Annotated in this window: 25 protein-coding genes and 4 tRNA genes; 9 read left to right on the forward strand and 20 right to left on the reverse strand. The window is 34.9% G+C overall.

Annotation, left to right across the window (positions count from 1 at the left end; all coding sequences use genetic code 11):
• Nucleotides 1–65 precede the first annotated feature (65 nt).
• The 3 genes from RHO12_05515 to RHO12_05525 all read right to left on the reverse strand — a co-directional run bounded on the left by RHO12_05515 (nt 66) and on the right by RHO12_05525 (nt 3314).
• The gene (locus RHO12_05515) at nt 66–890 is read right to left on the reverse strand and encodes a hypothetical protein (protein ID WVD67236.1); all 825 of its coding nucleotides are present in this window, start codon (nt 888–890) and stop codon (nt 66–68) included.
• A gap of 263 nt (nt 891–1153) precedes the next feature.
• A complete protein-coding gene (pgm, locus tag RHO12_05520; GenBank protein ID WVD67237.1) occupies nt 1154–2785 on the reverse strand; it encodes a phosphoglucomutase (alpha-D-glucose-1,6-bisphosphate-dependent) in 1632 nt (543 codons plus the stop codon).
• A 28-nt stretch (nt 2786–2813) separates the two neighbouring features.
• Entirely contained in the window at nt 2814–3314 is a 501-nt protein-coding gene (locus tag RHO12_05525) for a hypothetical protein (protein WVD67238.1), read from the reverse strand.
• 453 nt (nt 3315–3767) lie between these two features.
• Between RHO12_05525 and RHO12_05530 the strand changes: the two genes are divergently transcribed.
• Complete coding sequence (locus tag RHO12_05530) at nt 3768–4244, forward strand: glycine zipper 2TM domain-containing protein (protein WVD67239.1); 477 nt, start codon at nt 3768–3770, stop codon at nt 4242–4244.
• An 18-nt stretch (nt 4245–4262) separates the two neighbouring features.
• On the forward strand, nt 4263–4670 hold the full coding sequence (gene gloA / locus RHO12_05535; GenBank protein ID WVD67240.1) for a lactoylglutathione lyase: 408 nt from the start codon (nt 4263–4265) through the stop codon (nt 4668–4670).
• Between the two features lie 66 nt (nt 4671–4736).
• On the opposite strand, the gene RHO12_05540 is transcribed toward gloA, so the two are convergent.
• The 4 genes from RHO12_05540 to moaC all read right to left on the reverse strand — a co-directional run bounded on the left by RHO12_05540 (nt 4737) and on the right by moaC (nt 6748).
• Nucleotides 4737–5468, reverse strand: coding sequence for a Bax inhibitor-1/YccA family protein (locus RHO12_05540; protein WVD67241.1), 732 nt, complete (start codon nt 5466–5468; stop codon nt 4737–4739).
• Nucleotides 5469–5542: 74 nt separating this feature from the next.
• Entirely contained in the window at nt 5543–5998 is a 456-nt protein-coding gene (moaE, locus tag RHO12_05545; GenBank protein ID WVD67242.1) for a molybdopterin synthase catalytic subunit MoaE, read from the reverse strand.
• A 2-nt stretch (nt 5999–6000) separates the two neighbouring features.
• On the reverse strand, nt 6001–6246 hold the full coding sequence (locus tag RHO12_05550) for a MoaD/ThiS family protein (GenBank protein ID WVD67243.1): 246 nt from the start codon (nt 6244–6246) through the stop codon (nt 6001–6003).
• Nucleotides 6239–6748, reverse strand: coding sequence for a cyclic pyranopterin monophosphate synthase MoaC (gene moaC, locus RHO12_05555; GenBank protein ID WVD67244.1), 510 nt, complete (start codon nt 6746–6748; stop codon nt 6239–6241). The genes RHO12_05550 and moaC overlap by 8 nt, the downstream gene beginning before the upstream one ends.
• A 158-nt stretch (nt 6749–6906) precedes the next feature.
• On the opposite strand from moaC, the gene RHO12_05560 reads away from it, so the two are divergent.
• From RHO12_05560 to RHO12_05585, 6 genes are all read left to right on the forward strand, one after another.
• Nucleotides 6907–7533 (forward strand): TIGR04211 family SH3 domain-containing protein, encoded by a 627-nt coding sequence (locus tag RHO12_05560; GenBank protein ID WVD67245.1) that lies wholly within the window; start codon nt 6907–6909, stop codon nt 7531–7533.
• Between the two features lie 4 nt (nt 7534–7537).
• Nucleotides 7538–8764, forward strand: a complete 1227-nt coding sequence (locus RHO12_05565; protein ID WVD67246.1) for a multifunctional CCA addition/repair protein — start codon at nt 7538–7540, stop codon at nt 8762–8764.
• Between the two features lie 116 nt (nt 8765–8880).
• Nucleotides 8881–8957, forward strand: a tRNA-Met gene (locus RHO12_05570).
• 22 nt (nt 8958–8979) lie between these two features.
• Nucleotides 8980–9064, forward strand: a tRNA-Leu gene (locus RHO12_05575).
• 25 nt (nt 9065–9089) lie between these two features.
• A tRNA-Gln gene (locus RHO12_05580) sits at nt 9090–9163 on the forward strand.
• 111 nt (nt 9164–9274) lie between these two features.
• Nucleotides 9275–9349 (forward strand) — tRNA-Gln (locus RHO12_05585).
• Between the two features lie 109 nt (nt 9350–9458).
• On the opposite strand, the gene RHO12_05590 is transcribed toward RHO12_05585, so the two are convergent.
• The 12 genes from RHO12_05590 to RHO12_05645 form a co-directional block, all read right to left on the reverse strand.
• Nucleotides 9459–10694, reverse strand: coding sequence for a phosphopentomutase (locus RHO12_05590; protein WVD67247.1), 1236 nt, complete (start codon nt 10692–10694; stop codon nt 9459–9461).
• 2 nt (nt 10695–10696) lie between these two features.
• Entirely contained in the window at nt 10697–11848 is a 1152-nt protein-coding gene (locus RHO12_05595; protein ID WVD67248.1) for an alanine racemase, read from the reverse strand.
• Nucleotides 11849–11854: 6 nt separating this feature from the next.
• Nucleotides 11855–12208: a PRD domain-containing protein gene (locus RHO12_05600; GenBank protein WVD67249.1), complete on the reverse strand. Its 354-nt coding sequence runs from the start codon at nt 12206–12208 to the stop codon at nt 11855–11857.
• Nucleotides 12209–12217: 9 nt separating this feature from the next.
• Complete coding sequence (gene yhfZ, locus RHO12_05605) at nt 12218–13141, reverse strand: GntR family transcriptional regulator YhfZ (GenBank protein WVD67250.1); 924 nt, start codon at nt 13139–13141, stop codon at nt 12218–12220.
• An 11-nt stretch (nt 13142–13152) separates the two neighbouring features.
• Nucleotides 13153–14253: an aminotransferase class V-fold PLP-dependent enzyme gene (locus RHO12_05610; GenBank protein WVD67251.1), complete on the reverse strand. Its 1101-nt coding sequence runs from the start codon at nt 14251–14253 to the stop codon at nt 13153–13155.
• A 3-nt stretch (nt 14254–14256) separates the two neighbouring features.
• A complete protein-coding gene (locus RHO12_05615) occupies nt 14257–15138 on the reverse strand; it encodes a hypothetical protein (GenBank protein WVD67252.1) in 882 nt (293 codons plus the stop codon).
• A 14-nt stretch (nt 15139–15152) separates the two neighbouring features.
• Complete coding sequence (locus RHO12_05620; GenBank protein WVD67253.1) at nt 15153–16451, reverse strand: YhfT family protein; 1299 nt, start codon at nt 16449–16451, stop codon at nt 15153–15155.
• A 7-nt stretch (nt 16452–16458) separates the two neighbouring features.
• Complete coding sequence (locus tag RHO12_05625; GenBank protein ID WVD67254.1) at nt 16459–16821, reverse strand: DUF2620 domain-containing protein; 363 nt, start codon at nt 16819–16821, stop codon at nt 16459–16461.
• A gap of 431 nt (nt 16822–17252) precedes the next feature.
• The gene (kdgR, locus tag RHO12_05630; protein WVD67255.1) at nt 17253–18029 is read right to left on the reverse strand and encodes a DNA-binding transcriptional regulator KdgR; all 777 of its coding nucleotides are present in this window, start codon (nt 18027–18029) and stop codon (nt 17253–17255) included.
• A 113-nt stretch (nt 18030–18142) separates the two neighbouring features.
• Nucleotides 18143–18472, reverse strand: coding sequence for a cupin domain-containing protein (locus tag RHO12_05635; protein WVD67256.1), 330 nt, complete (start codon nt 18470–18472; stop codon nt 18143–18145).
• Nucleotides 18473–18563: 91 nt separating this feature from the next.
• Nucleotides 18564–19364, reverse strand: coding sequence for a gluconate 5-dehydrogenase (locus RHO12_05640; GenBank protein ID WVD67257.1), 801 nt, complete (start codon nt 19362–19364; stop codon nt 18564–18566).
• Nucleotides 19365–19428: 64 nt separating this feature from the next.
• Entirely contained in the window at nt 19429–20601 is a 1173-nt protein-coding gene (locus tag RHO12_05645) for an oligogalacturonate lyase family protein (protein WVD67258.1), read from the reverse strand.
• A gap of 251 nt (nt 20602–20852) precedes the next feature.
• On the opposite strand from RHO12_05645, the gene RHO12_05650 reads away from it, so the two are divergent.
• Complete coding sequence (locus RHO12_05650; protein ID WVD67259.1) at nt 20853–21488, forward strand: RpiB/LacA/LacB family sugar-phosphate isomerase; 636 nt, start codon at nt 20853–20855, stop codon at nt 21486–21488.
• Nucleotides 21489–21868: 380 nt separating this feature from the next.
• Here RHO12_05650 and RHO12_05655 read toward each other — a convergent pair whose 3' ends face one another.
• Nucleotides 21869–24106 carry a hypothetical protein gene (locus RHO12_05655; protein WVD67260.1) on the reverse strand — a complete coding sequence of 746 codons (2238 nt, stop codon included), beginning with the start codon at nt 24104–24106 and terminating at the stop codon, nt 21869–21871.
• Between the last annotated feature and the right edge of the window lie 4 nt (nt 24107–24110).

Here is a 24110-nt window from a genome sequence, read left to right on the forward strand (position 1 = left end):
CAAGGGCAAATAGCCAATAACCTTAATAAACCTTGAAAGTTAAATTAAAAAATAGAGGCTATTTATTACCAATACTCAATAGTTCGTTTATAAATAACCTGCTCTTCATCAAATAGTTCTATTTTTGTTTGCCAATTTCCATACCGATCAAAATCGCTATACATAATTTTAGCAATTGTTTCCTCGGCCGCTTGATTAGTCAGTTGATAATATGAACGTTCATTGCTACGAATTAATCGTTGCTGATCGTCGTATTCAAAGTTAGTGTTAACAATTGATGTATAGCCTTTTTTATTGCCATCAATATTTAAAAAATTAAATGAATTTAATAACCCATCTTGGTTAAATTGATATTCAATATTGAATTTTTCTTTTTTTAGGGTCTTATCATACTTAAAAATTACTGCAAATTCTTTGCCACTGTCTATCGTTTGATTTTTTTGTAGCATAAGACGTTTTTTATCAAAGTTATATGATGGCAGTAAAGTGACTTGCATATAGTCACCTTTTAAAGAATAAAGACTATTATCAATTTCATAATCACCCATAGTCTGTTTGCGCTGCCATTTATCGTTTTCTGTACGCATCAAAGTAACTATCATTGTCACTTTATCTTCAGGTGTTTTCCCTGTAGCGGAGGCCGAATAATAATTAATTAGCAACCCCTTTTTATCATATTCGACAATTGTCTTACCTTGGCTACTATCAGTACTTTTTTCAATAGTTAGGCTGGATTTTTTTACGACCATTGAAGATGGTGTAATAATTTGAATATCATCATTTTCGAGCAATAAATTTATCTGTTGATTCGTTAATTTTGCGGAAGTGACATCACCAAAATAGAGTACGCTAACCATTACCAAAACATAAACAGCAATTCTTTTTTTCATTTTAGCTGATAACCATTTTATGTTTAACATCACAAAATTACTTATTTTATGAGATGCTATTATTTAATTATTTTTTATTATTTTCTTTAAAAAGAGCACGACCAAAAATATCGGTACCGTTATATCATTAAGAGGTGAAATTGTCGAGTTAAAGAATAAAAATGAGGTAGGTAAATAGTTAGTACTATTGGGTTATACGATTTTGCAATAATTTAATAACAATGAGAGCTAGTAAAATAAACTAGCTCAATTTACGACATGAATTAATTGATTGCCTTAGTAACTAATTGCTGTGCTTCTTGTTGAATCTGTAGCAAGTGCTCTTCACTAATAAAGCTCTCTGCATAGATTTTATAAGCGTCTTCTGTTCCCGACGGGCGAGCAGCAAACCAACCATTTTTAGTAACGACTTTTAAGCCGCCAATTGGAGCATCATTAGCTGGTGCTTTAGTCAAGCATTGTTCAATAATTTCACCTGCTAGAGAGTCTGTAGTCAATTGACTCGCATCAAGTTTAGCTAATTTTTGCCGTTCCAAAAAACTGGCCGAAGCTTGAATTCGTCCATAATAAGATTGCCCAAATTGTCGCTCGAGCTCTTCATACTGTTGTTGTGGATTTTTACCCATCCTGGCGGTCATTTCAGCAGCAAGTAAGCATAGAATGATCCCATCTTTATCGGTGGACCAAACTTGACTATTTTTTCTTAAAAAAGAGGCTCCTGCGCTTTCCTCACAAGCAAAACCAATTGTGCCATTAAATAGACCTTCACCATACCATTTAAATCCCACGGGAAACTCTAATAATGTTCGCTGTAAATTAGTCGCAATTCTATCAACTATAGAACTAGTAACTAATGTTTTACCAATTAAGCAGTGATTATTCCAATTAGGCCGATGCTTAAATAAGTAGTTAACACAAGTCGCTAAATAAGCATTAGGTTTCATTAGCCCTGCCGGAGTTACAATGCCGTGTCGATCAAAATCAGTATCATTACCAAAAGCTAAATCAAACTTATCTTTTAATTGCAATAAACCAGTCATTGCATCAGCGCTTGAACAATCCATTCTAATGACACTATCATGATCTAAATACATAAAGCTAAACGTCGGATCTATTTTATCATTAACAATATTAAGATTTAATTTATATCGCTCTGCTATTCTCGACCAATAAGAGATACCAGCACCACCGAGTGGATCAACACCAATGTTCAGGTTTTCACCGGTAATAACATCAAAATCGATGATATTAGTTAAGTCATCAATATAATCAGCCTCATATTCTTTAGTATGGATAAACCCTGAACTCATTGCCTTGGATAGTGTAAGCCGTTTAACCCCAGCTAAATTATTTTTTAATAACTCATTTGCTCTAGCCTCAATGGCAGATGTCACAGCAGTATCCGCCGGCCCACCATTTATGGCATTATACTTTATCCCGCCATCTTCTGGGGGATTATGCGAAGGAGTAATGACAATACCATCAGCCAAATTACTATTTTTTTGATTATAACGAATAATCGCGTGAGAAATAGTTGGTGTGGGAGTATACCCCCAATCAACGGCAATAATACTATTGATTTGGTTAGCGGCAAAAACTTCAAGCACCGTTTTTAAGGCAGGATCTGACAATGCATGGCTATCTTTACCTATAAAGCAAGGACCAGTAATGCTTTGTGATTTTCGATAATCTGCTACAGCTTGTGCAATAGCAAGGATATGCCATTGATTAAATGTTCCCTTGTTAGCACTCCCCCGATGTCCGGAGGTACCAAAAATAACTAACTGGCTAGGATCACCATTATCCGGCTCAATTGTATAGTAGTTATTTAATAAAGCATCAATATCAATTAGATCTTTTGGCTCAGCTAATTGCCCTGCTCTTGAATTTATCATCTGCTCAATTTCCTTTGCCTCAATAAAGTTATTTAGCAATAAATTGCGTTGTTACTTGCGCAATTATCTGCTTTGGTATTGTCATATTTAACATCAATGTTTCAATAATATAAATTTTTCGCGCAGTATTACTATTGGTGATAACCATATAAGGTGTATGGGGGATTAGCTTCGGTTTAGTATTATTACCCGAACGTAGTAATGTCTCTTCATCGTTAGCTAAATAACGTCTTTTGCTACCATGCAAAGATGCCGCAGCAATAGAAAACAAGCTTTTATTGCATAAGTATAACGTCGATAAAATTGATAGAAAGCGATTAACCAGTTTTTTTTCAGCGAGAAAACTATCACTATTAACTAAGTTGACTAACGTTGAAATATCTGCTGATTTATTCGACGGCTCAATAACCGATGCTTTAGGTTCAATAACAAGCAAGCGGCGCAATATACTCGATGCACTTTCACCAATATGCTGAGTTCTACCCGCTATATACTGATATAATTCGTCATCAATTTCGATTGTTTTCATGCAATATCCCTGTCATAACTATAATAAATAAAACTGATTATATAATTTAATTTACTGAGTATCCTCATATCGTCTATCAATTAAAATAGGAATTAGTCAGAAATTAATTACATATAACTAAAATAAACACGTTGAAAAATATTGACTCCCAAAATCAGGACGTCATAAACATTACTACTATCTGATACGCTTTCATCGTGATGCGAGGATTGTACCACTAATAATTGAAATAATAAAAATCTGACAAAACTTAGCATCAACGTTAATATATTTATATTCTTGATATAACTTATTAATAATTAATTATTTTTATCTATAAATGCCTAATAACAAATTTTTATCATAAAAAAAACAATATTATTAGCTAAGATTTGCTAAAATGCACAACAATACGCTTAATTAATATGTTATTTAATTAAATAACAGTATTGGCCATAATGGGAGATAAAATTTATGAAAAAGATGACGGTATTAGCATGTTTAACAATATTACTTGTTGGTTGCCAAAATAGTGATATTTATTCTGGTAACGTGTATACCGCAAATCAAGCTAAACAAGTTCAAAATGTTAGCTATGGCACGGTGCTATCTGTCCGCCCAGTAAAAATTCAAACTAATGCATCAAATGACTCATCAAATAGCGTGATTGGTACCATCGGCGGTGCAGTCCTAGGTGGCTTTTTGGGCAACACAATTGGCGGGGGTGCTGGTAACAAACTAGCGATAGCCGGTGGCGCAATTGGTGGGGCAATAGTGGGAAGTGAAGTTGAAAACGCGGTCAGTCAAACTAACGCAGTAGAGCTTGAAATCCGTCAACAAAATGGTTCGTCAATTGTTATAGTACAAAAAGCAGAGCCAGGCCAATTTCAAGTAGGACAAGAAGTCCGCCTAGTCACTAATGGCAAACAAGTTAACGCATCACCACGTTAAACACGATAAGGATTAGAAATGCGAATATTACACACCATGATTCGTGTCGGAAATTTACAACAATCTATCGATTTTTATACTAAAACGATGGGAATGAAGTTGCTCCGAACAAGCGAAAACTCAGAATACAAATATTCATTAGCGTTTGTTGGTTATGACGATGAAAGTACTGCCTCGGTTATTGAACTAACTTATAACTGGGGAACCGACAGCTATGATCACGGCAATGCGTTTGGACATATTGCAATTGGCGTTAATAATGTAGCAAATACGTGCCAAATCATAAAACAAGCTGGTGGGAAAATCACTCGAGAAGCAGGCCCTGTAAAAGGGGGCTCAACAATTATTGCTTTTGTTGAAGATCCTGATGGCTATAAAATAGAGCTAATTGAAAATAGCCAAGCGGATAAAGCATTAGGTAATTAAATTTAACCATTACTTAAAAAACTAAAAAAGGCCTTTGGGGCCCTTTTTAGTTGTCATCTAACATAATTATCGGCGATCACCTAAAATTCTTAATAACATTAAGAATAAGTTAATAAAATCAAGATAAAGAGTTAAGGCACCAAAAATAGCATAACGTCTAAATGCATTTGGATCATCTTTTGGTAGTTGTTCACCAAAAGCTTTTAATTTTTGCGTGTCATAAGCAGTTAAACCAGCAAAAACAAATACACCAATATAAGTAATAGCCCACATTAATGGCGCGCTTTTCATGAAGATGTTAACCAGTGAAGCAATAACAATCCCGATTAATCCCATAAATAAAAATCTACCAAGCCCTGATAAATCTCGTTTTGTGGTATAACCATAAAATGCTAAAGCAGCAAACATTCCTGCTGTAATAAAAAATACGCTGACAATCGATGATGCAGTATAGGCAAGAAAGATTGAACTCAGTGTTAAACCACTCAGTGCAGAATAGAGCATAAATATAGTTGTAGCTGCACTTCCTGATAAACGATTAATCATACCTGACAACACAAAAACCAACCCGAGTTGTGCAGCAATTAAAATCCATGAAAAAACACTTAAAGACCAATAACCACTAGCATCTTGGCTAAATAGCAATCTAAAAACAGACTCATTATTTGATGCAAACCAAGCAACTAAACCCGTCAAAGCAAGCCCAACAGTCATCCAGCCATAAACATGACTCATATAAGTTTGAACTCGGCTTCCAGCTTGCTCAACAATAGAACCATTAGGGGAATAATTATTCATTCATAACCTCTTTTTTATAAAATGATGTGTAGAAATTTGTATTCATCTTCACGATATTATATATAAATTGTATCTCAATACCATTTTTTCAAGGCACTTTTATCAGATTTTTTTGCTTCAACCCAATTGTCCCCACTTAATGTCTGTTCTTTTTTCCAAAATGGTGCTTCATTTTTTAAAACATCCATAATAAATTCAGCTGCCGCGAATGAATCCTTGCGATGTGCGCTACTAACACCAACATAGACAATATTTTCATTAGCAACTATTTTGCCAATTCTGTGAATAACAACAATACGATTAAGCTGCCAGCGAGCTCTCGCTTTGTCAATAATTTTATATAAGACATTTTCAGTCATGCCTTGGTAATGTTCTAAATATAGCGAAGATACCTCATTTGACAATGATCTGACTTTCCCCGTAAAAGTTACAATAGCGCCATCTTCAGGAGATTGAGATAGCCACTGATAATGCCGCTCAAACTTAATTTCTGCGTCACTAACAATAACAATGCTTTTATTTATATCCATTTCTAGCCACCTGTAACGGGAGGAAAAAAAGCAACTTCATCCTGATTCTCAACAATATAATACTTATCAACCAATTGTTTATTAACAGCACAAAGCGGTGTTTTCTCTTTTAAAGCATAATGCCAATTTTCACCGTTTAAACTCAAGTGATTAATTAAGTCAGCAATAGACATCTTGTCTATATCTAATTCCAAAGATGAAACGCCTACTAGTTCCCTTGTCTGTGCAAAAAATAATATTCTAGTCATGGCAAACTTTAAAATCTCCTGACTTACCGCCTCTTTTAGCTAATAATCGAACTTGTGAAATAACCATATCTTTTTGCACAGCTTTACACATATCATAAATAGTCAAAGCAGCTGTTGATGCGGCAAATAATGCTTCCATTTCGACACCTGTCTGCCCTTTTAGTTTACAAAGTGACTGAATCCTCACCTGAGAATGTTCTATATCTGGTTCGATCATGACCTCTACTTTTGTCAACAGTAATGGATGGCAAAGAGGAATAAGTTCCCATGTTCGCTTGGCTGCTTGGATACCGGCAATCCTCGCCGTTGCAAACACGTCACCTTTGTGGTGTTTACCCGCAATAATCATTGCTAACGTTTCGGCGTTCATTTGCACAAATGCTTCCGCTATAGCCTCTCGAGGTGTTTCAGCTTTTTCAGTTACGTCTACCATATGGGCTTGACCTTGCTCATTAACATGGCTAAAACTAAGGTCGTTTTTCTGTTGTTCTGACTGTGACATAGATAAAAATCTTTAATAAAAAATTTAACTTAAGATAACAAATTTATTAGATATTGAGAATAGATTCTTATTCCATTTTACAACAAACTGCATCATCAAAAAATTTTTTATGTTATAATCAAAACGATGTTAAACACTAAACTGAAAGAAATAACCTTATGAATAAAAAGAATTTATTAATAGCAGTCATGTTTTCATGTGCTTTACAAAGCTTAATGACATTTACTGTTTTGGCCGCTGATAAATATATTGCAGAAGATCTTTCTGTCTATTTAAAACGCGGCCCAGGCCCCCAATATGGAATAATTGGCTCGCTAAAATCAGGAGAGCAAGTTTCAGTATTAGAAACAAGCAGTGATGGTAAATATACTCGAATTAGAGATAGCAAAAATCGAGCATCGTGGATTGAATCAGAATTTTTATCCGATGTGCCTAATTTAAAAGAAAGATTACCTGCGCTTGAACAAGAATTAGCGATTTTAAAAGATAAAGCAAACAGTGCAACGCAAGATAGGCAAGCATTGATTGATAATTATACCAATCAGCTAACTGTTGCTAATCAAAAAATTACTGAGTTAGAAAAAAGAAATAGTGAACTACAAGCGCAAGCTGATGAACAATTATCAAATGTCGAATCGCTTAATAATCAGCTAGATGAAAAAAGACAAAATTTAATACTTAGTTGGTTTTTACGTGGCGGGCTGGTCGCTGGTATTGGCTTAGTTGCAGGTTTGGTACTACCATTTATTATCCCTCGCCGTAAAAAAAATAACTGGATGAACTAAATTAATGAAAAAATATCTTGTTGGGGGCGCGGTTAGAGATAGCTTACTTAATAATCCAATCGCCGATTCAGATTGGGTTATTGTTGGCGCCAAACCACAAGAATTATTAGATCTGGGCTATGAACAGGTAGGAAAGGATTTCCCCGTATTCTTGCATCCCGAAACAAAAGAAGAGTATGCCTTAGCTCGAACTGAGCGCAAATCAGGTAAAGGATATACTGGGTTTATTTGTGATTTTAGCCAAGAGATCACACTGGAGCAGGATTTACTCCGTAGAGACTTAACGATTAATGCTATCGCGATGGATGAAGATAAAAACTTAATTGATCCATACGGTGGCATTAATGATCTAAACAATCGAATATTAAGGCACGTTTCGTTAGCTTTCAAAGAAGATCCTCTTAGAGTATTACGCGTTGCTCGCTTTGCCGCTCGTTACCACCACCAAGGTTTCACTATTGCACCAGAAACTCTTACGCTTATGAGGGAGATAGTTAAGGCTGGTGAAATGGCTCATTTAACTGCCGAAAGAGTCTGGAAAGAGACCGAAAAAGCACTAGCAACGCAAAACCCACAAGTATTTTTTGAAGTTTTAAAAGCTTGTGATGCTTTAGTTATACTGTTTCCGGAATTAAATAACTTATTTGGCGTACCACAGCCAGAAAAATGGCATCCAGAAATTGATACAGGCATTCATACTCTGCTCGCCTTACAACAGTCAGCCTTGCTCACTGATGATTTATTGGTACGCTTCTCGGTATTATGCCACGATTTTGGTAAAGGATTAACACCAAAAGAACAATGGCCGCATCATAAAAACCATGGTGAAAAAGGCATTGCTTTAGTACAGCAATTATGCACAAGATTAAAAATACCTAACCAGTATCAAAAAATTGCCAGCTTAATGTGTCGTTATCACGATGAAGTTCATTGTGTTACGAAATTACCAACCGAGGCATTAGTTTTGTTACTTAACGGTATTGATGTGTGGCGCAATCCCGATAACCTTGAAAAATTGATATTAACGAGTTTGGCTGATTTGAGAGGCCGAAAAGGTTTCGAAAATGAGCCTTATCCGCAAGCACAATACTTAAAAAAAATTTATTCAATTGCTAAATCGGTGGCGATAAAAGATATCATTCAAGCTGGCTTTCAAGGCAAAGAAATTCATGATGAATTGCTCCGTAGACGGATTAATTCCATCGACGAATGGAAAATGACTAATATTTGATTACATCTCAAACAATCGATAAAAAAATTTAAAATATCATAAAAAAGTAGTTGACGATTTGGCTTAAGACAAGCATAATGCGCCTCGCAGTGTTAGTTACGACGTTGCGAATGAATGGCTACGTAGCTCAGTTGGTTAGAGCACATCACTCATAATGATGGGGTCACAGGTTCGAATCCCGTCGTAGCCACCATTAAGATTAAAGAAGTATTAGTGCGGGTGTGGCGAAATTGGTAGACGCACCAGATTTAGGTTCTGGCGCCGCGAGGCGTGTGAGTTCAAGTCTCTCCACCCGCACCATTTAATCTAAGCAATCTTATACCATTGGGGTATAGCCAAGCGGTAAGGCAGCGGGTTTTGATCCCGCCATCCTAGGTTCGAATCCTGGTACCCCAGCCATCTTACTAATCACTATTTAGTCAGAGCGCCAATGAAAATTACAATCATTGTATCAACAAGTCTGATTAAAAAATTATGACCCAGCTCGAGCAAAATCACTTACCTTTATTTTGGGGTATAGCCAAGCGGTAAGGCAGCGGATTCTGATTCCGCCATTCCAAGGTTCGAATCCTTGTACCCCAGCCATTAAAAATTTTAATAATCAATAGATTAATAGAAGACGATTCTGTCAATTTAATCAACATTGACTAACGGCAGGTAAGGTTTAGTTGCTAAATTTCAGTACAGAGTATTGCTAAAATAACTGAGATAAAAAGGAAACACCATTTTGAGGTGGCTCGACATTAAAGTACTCAGCAACCGTTGCTCCCACATCAGACAGTGTCGCCCTCGTTCCCAAATGTTTACCCTCCACTCCTTTTTTGTATGCTAATAATGGTACTTTTTCACGAGTATGGTTACTGTGACCAATTGTTGGGTCATTGCCATGGTCTGCCATAATGATTAAAATGTCATCTGACCTTAATTGGGCGATCAACGTACCAATGCGTTTATCGGCTAATTGCAGTAGTTCACTATACCACTGCACATCTTGTGAATGTCCTGCGAGATCGGTTTCTTGTATGTTTAAAATGATAAGCCCGGTATCCATTTTAGTTGACTCAAGATTTAATTGGTCAAATAAATAATCACTATCGACACCGTATATTATTTTTTTGCTGTCAGTTTGAATAATATCTGCCGCTTTACCGATTAAACAAACATCGATACTACTTTTATCTAAAATAGTGGGAATTTGTACGTTTTTATCAATACCATATCCCAAATGAATGACTTTATAGCCTTTCTTATAAACACCCGATAGTGGCGCATCGATACCTGCAATTGCGTTATTTTTTACTTTTCTCGCATTAAGCAAATCTTGCAATGTAATATTTTCACCACCAAAAGTAATAACGCGAGAAACTTGAACTGAGCCACGAACAATGCTAGCTAATTTTTTTAAATCCTCAAATGAAATAAGATCTAAACAAGCGGTCACATTATACACTTGACCATAGTCTGTTTCTAAATTATCACCAACTGTCACGCACTCATTAATCACTAATATTTTAGGGTCTAATTGTTTCCCAACTCTTCTAACGCCGTACCCTGCATTTTTTAGATTTTTTTCAATAATGTCGATCTTATTTCGAAATGGCTCAATCAACGGAGGCTTAGGCAATGTACCAATAATTTCTTGGTGACCTAAAAATGAATCTGCACCTACATGCGCAAGATTAGCGGTACCCCAATTTGCTGTCAGCGAAAATTTATGGTGCTTATACTCACAACCGATAGCATTCATTAATCCTAAATTTTCTAAATTGGGGAGCTCTATTGAGGGATTTCGTTTAATGATATTTAAGGCGGTATTTGAATGAATATCACGAGGTCTTACTTCTGATACATCATCCATGCACCCAATACCGAAACCATCTAATATTATAACAATGCATTTGCCTTTTTTTTCTGGAGTCATCTGAATCATATTTACCCCTTTTGCTGACCTAAGCTATCAAAAATACCCTCTAATTTAACTTCGCCATTTTGTATTCCTGAAACCACCGCAACATCGCTGCGCGTGACAAATATTTGAGTTCTAAAACTCGCTACAACGCTGTTACCGATCGGGTGAGATTTAGATAGCGCCAAGTAATAATCAATATTCTCATTATCAAATGGCTCAATTTGATCGTCATCTATCCATCTATCGCCTTGATAAATTGATACATTTTTAAAATGACCTCTTGAATAATAACCACCACCAAAAATAAAACTCTTATGGTCAAAGTTATGAGAGATCTCAGTTAAGTAAACTAAAGCGGGTTTTTCGACTAAACTCTTTTTCGCATGTAGCGGTGTTGTGCCAGTGAGAGCATGGCCTGGTTCGCCTTGAGTGCCGCCAAGGAACTTAATCATTGGAATGGTATTACAACTGGTAGCAGAAGGCATATTGACCTCTAGGTTATAAAATCCAATATCATTAAGAATTAATTTTGCTAATGATAAGGTATTTATATTTTCAGTAGGCTCTAGTTTGCTCTCGCCATTATATAAAAAACATGGGAATGCCGTTATACCCGCAATAATAACGTGCAGTGATTGATGATAAGCTTTTAGCTTAGCCAGCTCATCTAAGGTAAATCCCCCTTTTTGACCAACATAAATGATATCTTTGTACTCAATCACTTTTATTAATACTTTTTGTTGCTTATTATATTTCTGGCAAACTGCATCAATTTTTTGTAATTGTTCAATTGAATAAACAGTAATAAATTTCACGCCATACACAATAAACTCTTCCAATAATGAAAGTGGTACTTGAACTAAATGGCCAATATTGCCGATCGATAAGTTATGTGATTTCAATAACAGCGCTTCTTTGTAATCAACCGCTACCGCATCAGCAATACCTGATTGTGATATTTTCTTAGCGATTAAGGGGTTTCGACCAAATTGCTTGGTCATATAAAACAGTTCTATTCGATTATTTTGCGCCTCTTGCACCAAATTTTGGGTGTTTTCAATAATGGTATCTAAATCCAATAAATAAGTATCGGGCAGAATTAAATTCTTTTTCCTTAAATAAAGTGATGCGTCAATTAATGCGGGGTTTCTACTCTTCACTGTCTCAAGAAACATAAATAATCACCTTGCATTTAAAAAATTAACGAGATGAAGATAAATATAATCAGTCTCTGCTTCATATAATTTGAACGATAAAAGTTTTTTTAATTTTCGCCACAGCATTTGTGAAGCGAGGAAATGTTCACTAGCAATGATTTCCTCCCTCATATCGTCCTCTAAAAAATTTATATATTCTTTTTTATTATTACGCATGCAAGCCATTGCTAAATGGGTTATAAAAAAGTCAGCTTTATCTTCGCTATCAATGATATTTTTTGTGATCAAATAATCTAAAATAGCTAAAAGCGAATCGACTGTTGACTGCTCTAACATATTACTTTGCTTTAGTATGACTAATTTTTCTCTAATCATCATTACCCCCAATTAATACCTTGGTATCATGTCACCATTAACTACTGAGTTTTGTATTTTTAAAATAGTTTCTTGTTCTAAAATATTACTGATAATAGTTTTTACCACCTGATCATCTCGGTGACAAACGATAACTGAAGCAGTCATATCTAAAATATCTTCAAAAAAATCAACGGGTAAATAATTTAAATTCTTGAAATCTTTATTGCTAATCTCATCATAATTCCACACCCCAGCATCTATCAAACCACTATTAAGCGCATGAATAATTTGGTGTCCAGAGGTTTCAATTAAGGTAATGTCTTTGCTTTTAACAAGCTTTTTTGTAAGAAGCTCCTGATCTAACGAACTATAGTCAATCCCTATCTTCATGCCATCTTCTATTGACGATTTATTTTTATCAGAAAATAAAATAACATGACGACTTAAATAACTCTGATCCCCAAAATCAGCAATAATTTCTATCGGTTCACCCACGCTTAGGGCATGATTTGCTGAATAACGAGAAATAACAGCAAATCGATATGTTTTTTTAACAATGGAATTAACCCTTTCTTTAGCGCCTCTCAAATAGGCTAAATTTAGCTTAATATTATGTTGTTCAAAAGCGAGGTAAAGACCTGTTGCAAAGCCCTCATACAGTTTGGAATACGGCAATGTCATGGTGCCTAAAATAACATCGATAAGTGCATATTTTTGTAAAATAGAATAATCAATAAATTTAATAAATGTGCCTAAATGACCGCGATTAGAGCAAATGATGGCCTTTTGCTCTTTTAGGTAATTTAATGCATTTTGAACGGTTCCCCTAGCAGCATTATATTTATCCTGGCAGGCACTAATACTCAACATTTTGTCATCGGTTTTTAATTGCAATAGATCTAAAGCGAGATAATGAACCATTATTGCTTTCTTTTTATAAAAATGATTATCCATATATCACTACTCTATTCTCTCTTAGCTTCAACTATTGCCTGTTTCAATATTCGAATAATCGTATCAGCGCCTGCTCGATTGGGATTTATTCTTATCATATAATTTTCTGCATTAGGATCGGATTCTCTAAATGTTCCAGAGACACGATAAAATAAAGGACAGAATTCATATTTTGACTCTGCTCCAACTGGGTTAGTAATTGCCCCATGAATTTCTGCGACAGCGATAACTGATTTTGCAATTTTTTCAGCTAACCTTACGATAATTACTTTAGATTGAGCATTCACAACCATGGCATCAAGAATATCGGGACACTCATGTGAGTTTAACCGTGAACAGACTTCATCACTGACTTGGGATGAAATCGCTAGCGATACTGGTGCATAAATCATCCCTTTAATAACATCTATCGCCTCGTGCCCCTGAACTTGGCCACCGCCAGAATAATTGTCATGCTTCAATTTTGTAATCTCTTTTTTACGCCCTACAATGCATCCAATTCCTTCTGGCCCTAGTAGCTTGAAAGATGAAAAACAAGATAGTGTAGCCCCGGCTTGTACCCCTATTTTTTTTGTTTTAAGCGCTGAATAATTATCATCAGTAATGATAAAAATATTTTTATCTATTTCCCGAATAGCCGAGATAAGCTCCTCTAAATCATAAGCATCATTAATTTTTTGCCGGGTGACTTGAATCAAAATCCCGTCAAATTTGTTTTGCTTAACTTTCATCGCCACAGCATTTAAATCATTAAAATCGACTTTTTCGGTACGGATACCGAGCATATTAATTGAGACTTGAGTTGTTGGATAAATAGGTGCATCATGTACCAACATCGTTCCACCGTGCCCTACTGTTGCATATAGTGCTAACCTTATAGCATTTGTTCCAGAGCCTCTAATTAATAACGCATCTTCACTAGCAAAAAACTTAGCTAACACTTTTTCTACTTTCATTGTTGTTTTTGGCTGATTCAAGCCAGGGACTAGCCCTAAATCTCCTCGCGTTAAAATTTCATGCCCATGAAACGCCTGAGTTATCGCATCAACTAAATCGAACTGTAAGGCAATTGCTTCATCAATCGTCAAACTCTTTAACGGATAAACATTCATTATTTAATTCCTATTCATGAACTTTTGGGGATTTATTGCTAACATTTTATTAATAAAGGAGTCAGAAATACCATGTTCTAACATCATCGGTACAAATACATCGAGTAAATAAGCGTAACCGATTCCACCAAAATGAGTTAAACTTGACCGTCTCGTGACATCCATTGATAAAAACACCTGATCAACATAACCTCTTTTTTCAATCTCTTTTAGCATATTAATTCTTGTTAAATCAGGTAGATAGTTTTGTTTGCCAACAGTATCAAACTCAATGTAGACGCCTTGCTCTAGTACATTTAATATCTGATCTATGTCAGGGTTTAAGTCGAGATGGCCAATAACGACTTTCGATAAATCGACACTATTCTTTTTAAAAAAATGAACTTGTTCGATAGCAAACGTACCTAATGTAGTGTGGGTCGTAATAGGTTTATTGGTCGCTTTATGAGCTAATACTGCCGCAGCAAAAATTTTCTTTTCATTTAATGTCCAACCATTTTTACTTGATCCTATCTCGCCAATTATGTGTGCCTTAATATCTGTGCTCTCAATGCCGACTTCAATTTCATTGATCATAAAATTAGCGATTTGTTTTATAGATTGGTTAGCAATAAACCCAGAAATAAATTTTTCAGTATAAAATCCAGTAGACTGAATAATGTTAATATTCGTTAAATCGGCTATTTGCTTCACATAAATTGGATTTCGACGCATGCCAGCATTCGTTACATCAACGATATTTCTCACGCCTTTTTCGTACAAAATTTTATATTCATTTACCGTCTGCCAAAAACAGTTCAGGTTTGTATCCTCACTATTTTTTACTGAAGATAAATCTATCGTAGTATGTTCATGCATGTAGGTAATGCCATCGTTCAGTATCATAATATATCCTTGGCCTATACTGACATTAGATTTAACATCACGAGTATGTTTGCAATTACCCCAACAAGTAATGCACCAACTGGACCAATGGCTAAATCGACTAATTTTTTCTTAAATTTTCCATTCAGTACATACAAGCCAATTACGACTAATCCTCCCCACGCTGGCGCTATTGCGGTTGCAGCGATTACGCCACCAACGAGTAAGGCGATCTCTAATACTTTAGTGATTGCCGTTCTTATGTTATCACCGGCATCTCTCATACCTGGGAATTTATCAATGAATAGCGCAAATTTAGTTAAAAGCAATACTTCAACTGCCATCCAAATACCACCAGCAAAAAATGCTAGCAGTGGATTATTAATTGCACCGCCAATAGAGCCAATAACAAAAACCATTTTAATTCCCGCTGGCGAGTAAGTGCCTGTTGCTATACCCGTTGTAACAACTAAAGGGATAAAACCAAGCACACGCGCTAACTCGGTTATCGCTGCGGAATCAAAATGGCCTTCTTGATATAAGGGAGCGGAAAGCGCTGACTCGGTCACCAAACACATTGATGCCGCTAGTGCTAAAAAAGCCCCAGAGAGCACAAACAGATACCAATACTTTTTGATCTGCGCCACTCTATCAGCAAAAATATTGGCTAGCTGCTGTTGGGAGTTAGACTTTTCTCGCTTATCTGAAAACGCATAAAATAGCATAAAAAACATACCAACCAAGAGAGCCATAGCGTTTGCATTAATCGTAATAGAATTACCGCCTTCAAATTGAAAATGACCAAATCGCACCGTAATCACTTGCGCTAAAACAGTAAAAATAAAAACGACTAAGCCTTTTTGCCAACCATATTGAAGCGTGACCACAAAAGAAGGGAAAACTGCAAACGCGACTAGCACAACAGAAGAAACCTGGCCTAGGCTTTGCAAAAAATTATAAGGTAGAAGCTGAAATATCTCTTGGATAAAACCGAGTCCACCACCGATAAGCAGACCATATAAAGCGCCAACAAATCCTGCTAGGATAATAGTTTGCTTGCCTTTATCTGACAAATAACAACCGATAATATCCGTACCAAGTAAAACGACATGTATGATAATAACGCTTGATGCGATAGATTGAGGAATAAAGCCAATGATATAACCGATACCAAAGGCAAAGGCGGTGGTTCCGAGCACGGATTTACTAATTTTTTTTTCTTTGTACTCTAGAACCATTGGTCGTAAGGCATCATTAAATACCGCAATACCTCGATTTGACATAATCGTTGCGATAGAACAAACACATGCCATGATAATCATATTTAAAATCATGTTTACCTCATTTTTTATTTAATTCATTCATGACTGTTGAAATGATGAAATCCATATCTTGTGAAGTAAACCCAAAAGCAATTTTTCCTGAATTGATGTGATCTATAATTTGAGATTCGCTAAGCGTAGTCCCAGGCATACCTAAAGCAATTGCTTTTTCGGAACCAACCAGAGCAATAACCATGGCTAAGGCACCGCCTCCACCCGTATTACATGCACCAAAATAGTAATCGACCTGCCCTGATTTTAAATCTAAAGCGGCATCAAGATCGGTTTTGATGGTAATTTGATTCTCTTGTGTTTGGTATTTTTTAATTAATCTTTCAATTTCTTGTTTTTCAATTTGACCGCCGATAACGATTTTTTTCATATTTATTTTCCCTTATCTTCAAAGTACAATAATTTGTATATTGAAGTTATCATATAAGAGATAAAATGATGATAAATTATCTCTGGTTTTGCCAAGTAGATCTCAATTTATTTTATATAACCCTGTTGTGGTGCTTGAAGCGTTGCTTAATCTACAATACCAAGCCTAATTTTGCGTATGATAAAGATAATAAGAAGTTAGAGAACAATCGCATAAACTACCTTTAAAAAGGAAAAAAATGGTCTGAGTTTTGGTTAAGGACATGATTAAAATCATGGTCGTTTATTCGTGCATACTTTAACGCTTTGCACTATTTTTATATTTTTCTGTATATTTAGTTAGGTCATATAGTTAAGCCACCTAAAGTGGCTTCGAGCAGAATGCAGAAATTGTAAAAAAGAGGGCGATACTTATTTAGATTTTTAATAAAATTACTTATTAAAACCAATTAACTCAGAAATTTTAGCCGCGGTTTTATTAAGCTCATCTATTAGTTTTTGTTCATCTTCAGCGGTATTACATCTAAAAATCGAAGTAGATAAGCTAAGTGCAGCGATGATATTACCTAAACGATTATAAATAGGCACAGAAAAGCATCTTAAACCAAGTTCTGATTCTTCATCATCTTTACCATAACCACATTGTTTAACCTTATCAAGCTCGGCTAAAAAAGCCTCTTTGCTCATAATAGTTTTGGGTGTAAATTGAATAAAATTCAGATGATCAATGATTTCATTTTTACTCTCATCATCTAACCAAGCTAATAGTATTTTGCCAAGACCACTCGCGTAAACATTTGCTTGGTTGCCAATTTTTGATGTTAAACAAAGGCTATATTGCTCTGACGCAACTTTGTTTATATAAATGATCTGCTCACCTTCACGAACTGCTAAATGGATTGTTTCTTTGGTTTTGTCTCTTAATTTTCTCATTTCACTATCAGCGATAGCTAAAAAATTTTGATGATCAAGTACTCGATTACCTAAATCAAGCAATTTCAAGTTGAGTGAATATTTATCAGAATCATTTTCTTGATTAACATAACCTAGAGATTTCATGGTTTGTAGAAAACGGTAAGCGGTGCTTTTCGGCATCATTACTTTGTTTGATAATTCCGATATAGCAATCTCTTTTGATTCTGCTAATACTTCTAAAATTCCAAAAACTTTTAAAACTGAAGCAACGGATTCCGGTGAACTATCATTCATGACAAAGACTTTCCTCTCACTAAAATAAAAGCTAGTAACGTTCTAAATATTAATTAACCAAGCTTATATCTGAACGGCATAAAATGTGCAAATTATACCATAAGTAATAATTACTAGCTATTTTTTAAGAAATCGAGTCGCTGTGGCGTAAATGTATCCAATAAGATCCCCGCCTCTTTACAAACGCAACCATGCATAATATTCGGCTGTTTATACAACGTATCTCCCGCACTCACGAGATGAGTTTCTCCTCCGATGGTAAACTCAAATATCCCCGATAAAACATAAGTTAATTGTTCATGAGGATGACTATGCATTGCACCGATTGCATCTTTAGCAAAATGGACTTCTACCGCCATCATCTGACCATTATGGGCAAGAATTTTGCGTTTAACGCCATTACCTAAATCGTCTAATTTCACATCTGAATTAAAAATGAACATAATGAAATTTCCTATATGTAAAAAAAGATAAGAAAAAATAAAGCACTTAATCTCTTATCTATTAAATAAACGATACGTTTAATATGACAAATTAAGGTTGTTTACCTATATAAGCAAGAATACCTCCGTCAACATAAAGTATATGCCCGTTAACAAAATTAGAGGCTTCTGATGCTAGAAAGACTGCCGCACCGGCTAAATCATCAGTAGTGCCCCAACGACCAGCAGGTGTTTTTGCGATAATAAACTGGTCGAATGGATGGCGAGAACCATCTGCTTGCTTTTCACGTAATGGGGCTGTTTGTGGCGTTGCAATATAACCCGGACCAATTCCATTACATTGGATATTAGCATGGCCAAATTCAGAGCAGATATTTTTAGTTAACATTTTTAATCCCCCTTTTGCCGAAGCATAACCTACAACAGTTTCACGACCAAGTTCGCTCATCATTGAGCAGATATTAATAATTTTTCCGCTCCCTTTTTTGATCATTGAAGGTAATACGGCTTTTGCCATAATAAATTGACCTGTTAAATCGATATCAATGATTTTTCTATAATCTTCGGCTGTCGTTTCTAACATGGGTTTACGTTGAATAATTCCAGCATTATTGACAAGAATATCAATAACACCATGTTCTTTTTCTATCTGTTTAATTGTTTTTTCTACTGCTACATCATCGGTGATATCAAATAAGTAACCATGGGCATTAATTCCAGCCGCTTTATAAGCATCCAAACCTTTTTGTAAATTTTCAGCTACGACATCATTAAAAACTATTTTTGCCCCAGCAGAATGAAGTGATTTTGCGATTTCGAACCCAATTCCATAAGATGCGCCTGTTACTAGTGCAATTTTGTTATTAAGTGAAAATTTATTTAAAATTGACATATTAGTATTCTCCGTTAAATTTTTAATAGATAAAATCTATCTATTATTTATAGAAATAATTTTCTTACATTTCATTTAAAATAGCTGTAGGTACTTTTGTTAAGTAGAGAGCAGGCACATCCTTTGCATCACAAGAATATAGTACATATTCATTATTAGGCGAAAATGAAGGATGAGGATGAGTTACTTGACGATCGCCATCTAATACTCGCCAAGAGCTATTATGTTTAACCAGTTTATGTACTCTTTTATTTTTTGGCGTCAAAATATATAACCAAGGATCATTTTCAATTTTATACCCCCCCGTATCCTTTACATCAACAGGGCTACCAGAACCATCACCAATATAAAGAGAACCATCAAAATTACTCATTAAATGAGAACAAGCAGGCATTTCCATAATAAGAGAATCTTGTTTAGTATCTGGATTATAAATTCGAATATACCTTTCTTGTTGTCCTTTCATATAAGAAACATAAGCAAGCCCAGAACCGTTTGGTAACCAAAATTCATGGGTACAACTTTCACCTGGCTGATGTTCATGCGCTTTTCTTTCATTTGTTCCATCGCTATTAACTAGCCACATTCGCGCATCGACTAAATCGTGGGGACCTTCATGACAAAAAGCAATTGTCTCGTCATGAAATGGTCTAAAAATTGGATGACCTAGCCACACATTTTGGTCAATAACTGTTTTCGCTTTTCCGCTATGAATATTTATATTAATCAATCTGCAACGCGGATTTTTATCATAAAATGATTTAAACAATTCCCAATCAGTTAAAGGCGTCCAATCTTTTTTGGCAATCTCGATTCCCACAATTTGTGTACAATCAGAGTTCGCAACCCATGTGCCATAACCAACCCAATCATCAGGAACCGAATAGATGTTTTTCTCTTCTAACGTTTCAAGTTCGACTCGCTGTAAATTTCGTTCATTTTTTACATAGTATAAAAATTTATCATCTGGCGAGAGAAAGCCACCAAAGGTATTATCTCCAGTCCCTTCAGTAAGTTGCGTCGCTGTTTGATCTTTTAGATCGAGTAAATAATAGTTACGTTTTTTATCGAACTCGCCAGCAAAAAGGATTTTCTGCCCGTCATTAGTAAAACACTTTTGGTAAAAATAGTTACGGTGGCAAAGTACTCCTTCAGGAGTTAATCGAATAATTTCATTTTTAGAATCTTCATCAATAAACGATGAAAATGTTAATCTTACGATATTTCCCTTAGCCATAAAGACTCCTAACAGTAAATAATAAATGAAATAAGTTACTTATATTTGATTAGTAGCATAATAATATAAAACCGATTATTGTTTTGTGATTAATATCACATATCAATTAATTTATCGAAACGTCGTTTTATTTTATTCAAATCAATTGAAATAATTTTTATCAAGTTTATAATAAATATATTGAATTTATTTATAGTACTTATTATTAGCGTAGATTATTACTTATTTATAATAAATTTAGAGGATAAATTATGAAAATTGCTTTAATGAACGAATTTAGCCAAGCAGCTAAAAATCCTATTATTTTGAATGAATTAAAAAATGCTACTGAAAAACATGGTCATACCGTTTTTAATGTGGGCATGAATAGTGACAACGATAACAAATTAACTTATGTTCATTTAGGGATTATTGGCGCGATTCTTTTAAATAGTAAAGCTGTTGATTTTGTTATCGCTGGCTGCGGAACGGGACAAGGTGCACTAATGGCATTAAATGCGTTTCCTGGCGTTAACTGTGGTTACTGTTTAGATCCAACTGACGCATACCTTTTCGCTCAAGTGAATAATGGTAATGCTTTATCATTAGCATTTGCTAAAGGTTTTGGTTGGGGTGCAGAACTTAATGCGCGCTATATGTTTGAAAAAGCATTTGAAGGAGAAAAAGGCTTGGGGTACCCACCTGAGCGCCGCGAATCACAAAATGCCAATGGCATTATTTTAAATAACATGAAAAATGCAGCGGCAAAACCACTGATTGAATCATTAAAATCCATTGATCAAACATTACTTAAAGATGCAATTAAAGGCGAACGTTTTCAAGCCTGTTTCCTTAAAAACAGTAAAGATGCTGAACTAACTAATTATATAAAAAGCTTATTGAATTAAGTTATTCTTATAATCTCTTTTGAAGATCGCTTGTTTTAAGTGATCTTTAAATTTTTAACATGTTTACTAAAATCGAGTTTACATTGCTATTTTTATACATAAGTAAACCTATTTGTTAACTTTCACGCTGTTAACTAGCCTTTTCAATCAAAATACCAATCTACATATATTCAACTAACTAAACTCATCCGCCACTCAATTTAGATCTAGCAATTTAGTTCTAACAATTTAGATCTAAAAATTTAAAGTTAGCTATTTATAATTTGCATATAAATAGCTTGAAATTAATGATGCTAAAAATTATTAAATATCACTAAAATAACCTAGTCATTGGTAAGTTTTTCATTACCAAAACCTAGGTTTTACGTGCTAAATATGCTTCAATTAATGGCTATGTCGCCAATTAATGTTTTTAATTCGCTTGGTATGATTATATTGCCATCATCATCACGAGTAAAAATAAATTTAACATCATGTTTCCATAACTCTTTAGTGGTAAAAACTTCATATTTATTGATATTTACTTGCGGACCAAATGAATCTTTAGGTGTGTTTTGCCAACTATTTTTAATTGAATAGTTATGGTTAAATGATACGACTGGCTGTAAAAATAGATAAGGGTTTGCCCTTAAAATATAATTATATCGAGCACTATTGATCGCAATATTATTATCAATTGTATAAGAGCCAGTATTAAAATTATCGCTAAAACCATCCATATTGTTATTTAATGCAATGGAGTTGATAATTTTATGATCAACGGGTTGACCTTCTGCCCCTAACTTAAATCCATTTCCAATGCTACCTTTGGCGATATTGGGTTTAGAAAAAGGCAAACCATTAGAGTATGCTACGCAGCCATCAATTAACACCGGCTCATTAGCACCATCTTCAATTTTATTATATAAATCAAAACCATCATCAGTATTGTTATAGGATATGCACCCTTTAAAAGCATTCCCCTTTCCAACACCTAATTTAGCGGCAAAACCGTCAGCATTTTTACCCGATTTGTCCATGTTATTATAGGAATCAGTATTAATCACTTGATTGTATGAAGGCCAGAATAAGCGATTTTTATTTTTTGCTGAAATAGCAAGCCCAGTATCACTATTGTTTCTGGTTATCACTTGGTTGATTAAATTATAACTACCAGCGATCCTTAAATAGGCAGGTTTATTATCTTTACCATCAATATTGCCATCAAATATTACGTTGCTTATTGACCAGTAATTGCTATCCAAATTAAAAGTGGTATTAATAAAAATAGCGTGGTGTGGATTTATAGCTTCAATTTTTTTCAATTGATTTGGCAAGCCACTCAGTGAAGTTGGAATAGTTACACCATCGTAGTGTCCATCCATTAAACGGATGATGCCATTTGGCTGAATTGTCTTTATTGCCGTAATCAAATCAACCGGAGAACTAATCGTTCCTTTGTTTGTTTTGTTACCTATCGGTGATGCAGTAATATCAAGTAAATTATCAACAGTTGGTTTTAATAAGGTGATCGTAAATACTTGCTGATTCGTTTTTACGCTGTCGGTAAAGTTTATCGTAAACTTATTTTCACCTTGATTTAATTGGATCGGTATTTGGATCAGATCCCCTGCTGAAACCGCAAGGTTTTGATCTACCTCTTTAATAGAAACACGCCCCGACACATTAGGAAAAAGCTGTAATATATACTCTTTTTTATAAGCTTCTACAGGTGAAGATAATGTTAACGTAGGTTTAATATCGACCATAACTTTAGGTTTTATCGGTAACTTTTTATAATCGACTAATGCGTTGTTTACGGTTAGGTTTGAATTTTTAAACCGCGCTTTAGCGTTGCGCGAAGCAAAGAAACCAACATAAATATATTCACCATCTTGCTTATCCATAAAACCAGAATAATCATTTGTAGACCATTGTTTAACTTCGCCAGATGCATTGTCTTTCATGGTTAAAATAAATTGTTGAGGCGTTCTTGTTATGGTCAAATGTATATCTTTTATTTTCTGATAATTAATATTCTCAGCATAATGGGTCTTATTTATTGAAATTCCCTCATTGCCCCAGGCTTTTTCAACCCCTTCACGAATCAAAGCCGTCATTTTAACTAAATTATCATTTTTTTGATTTTGAGTGATGAAGGCATTCATAATCACATTTGAAGCATTAGGAAATTCTTCATATCCTTGAGGCTGGGGATCACGTCTTGCAACGCCAATAACATCTCGAACAAACAAACCTGTCGCTTCTTGCGCAGCAGGCGTTTTACCATCAACTTCGGGACCAATTTGCTCTAAAGTTACATCACTTTCTAATACAAAAGTTTGGTTAATGGGTAATTGGGTATAAAAAACAGTCATGCCATCGTGTGAATTTGCAATTTTACCGCCGCGACTCTCGATGATAAAATCGGCAGGTAATGAATAAGACTTATCTGGTGATAAATGACCATTATCGCCGGTGACCCATACATTATTTAAACCGACTTTTTCTGGTTTAATTAAAGAGGCAAAATTTAAATCTGTTGATTGACCAAAAGCAATGGCTTTCCATTCTTGAGCAAAGCCTGTACTTATATTAAAAATAGCTAAGCATATAAAGGATATTAATAATTTTTTCATTTCT

It is taken from the genome of Orbaceae bacterium lpD02 (genome assembly GCA_036251875.1).
Taxonomy (GTDB): Bacteria; Pseudomonadota; Gammaproteobacteria; order Enterobacterales; family Orbaceae; genus Orbus; species Orbus sturtevantii.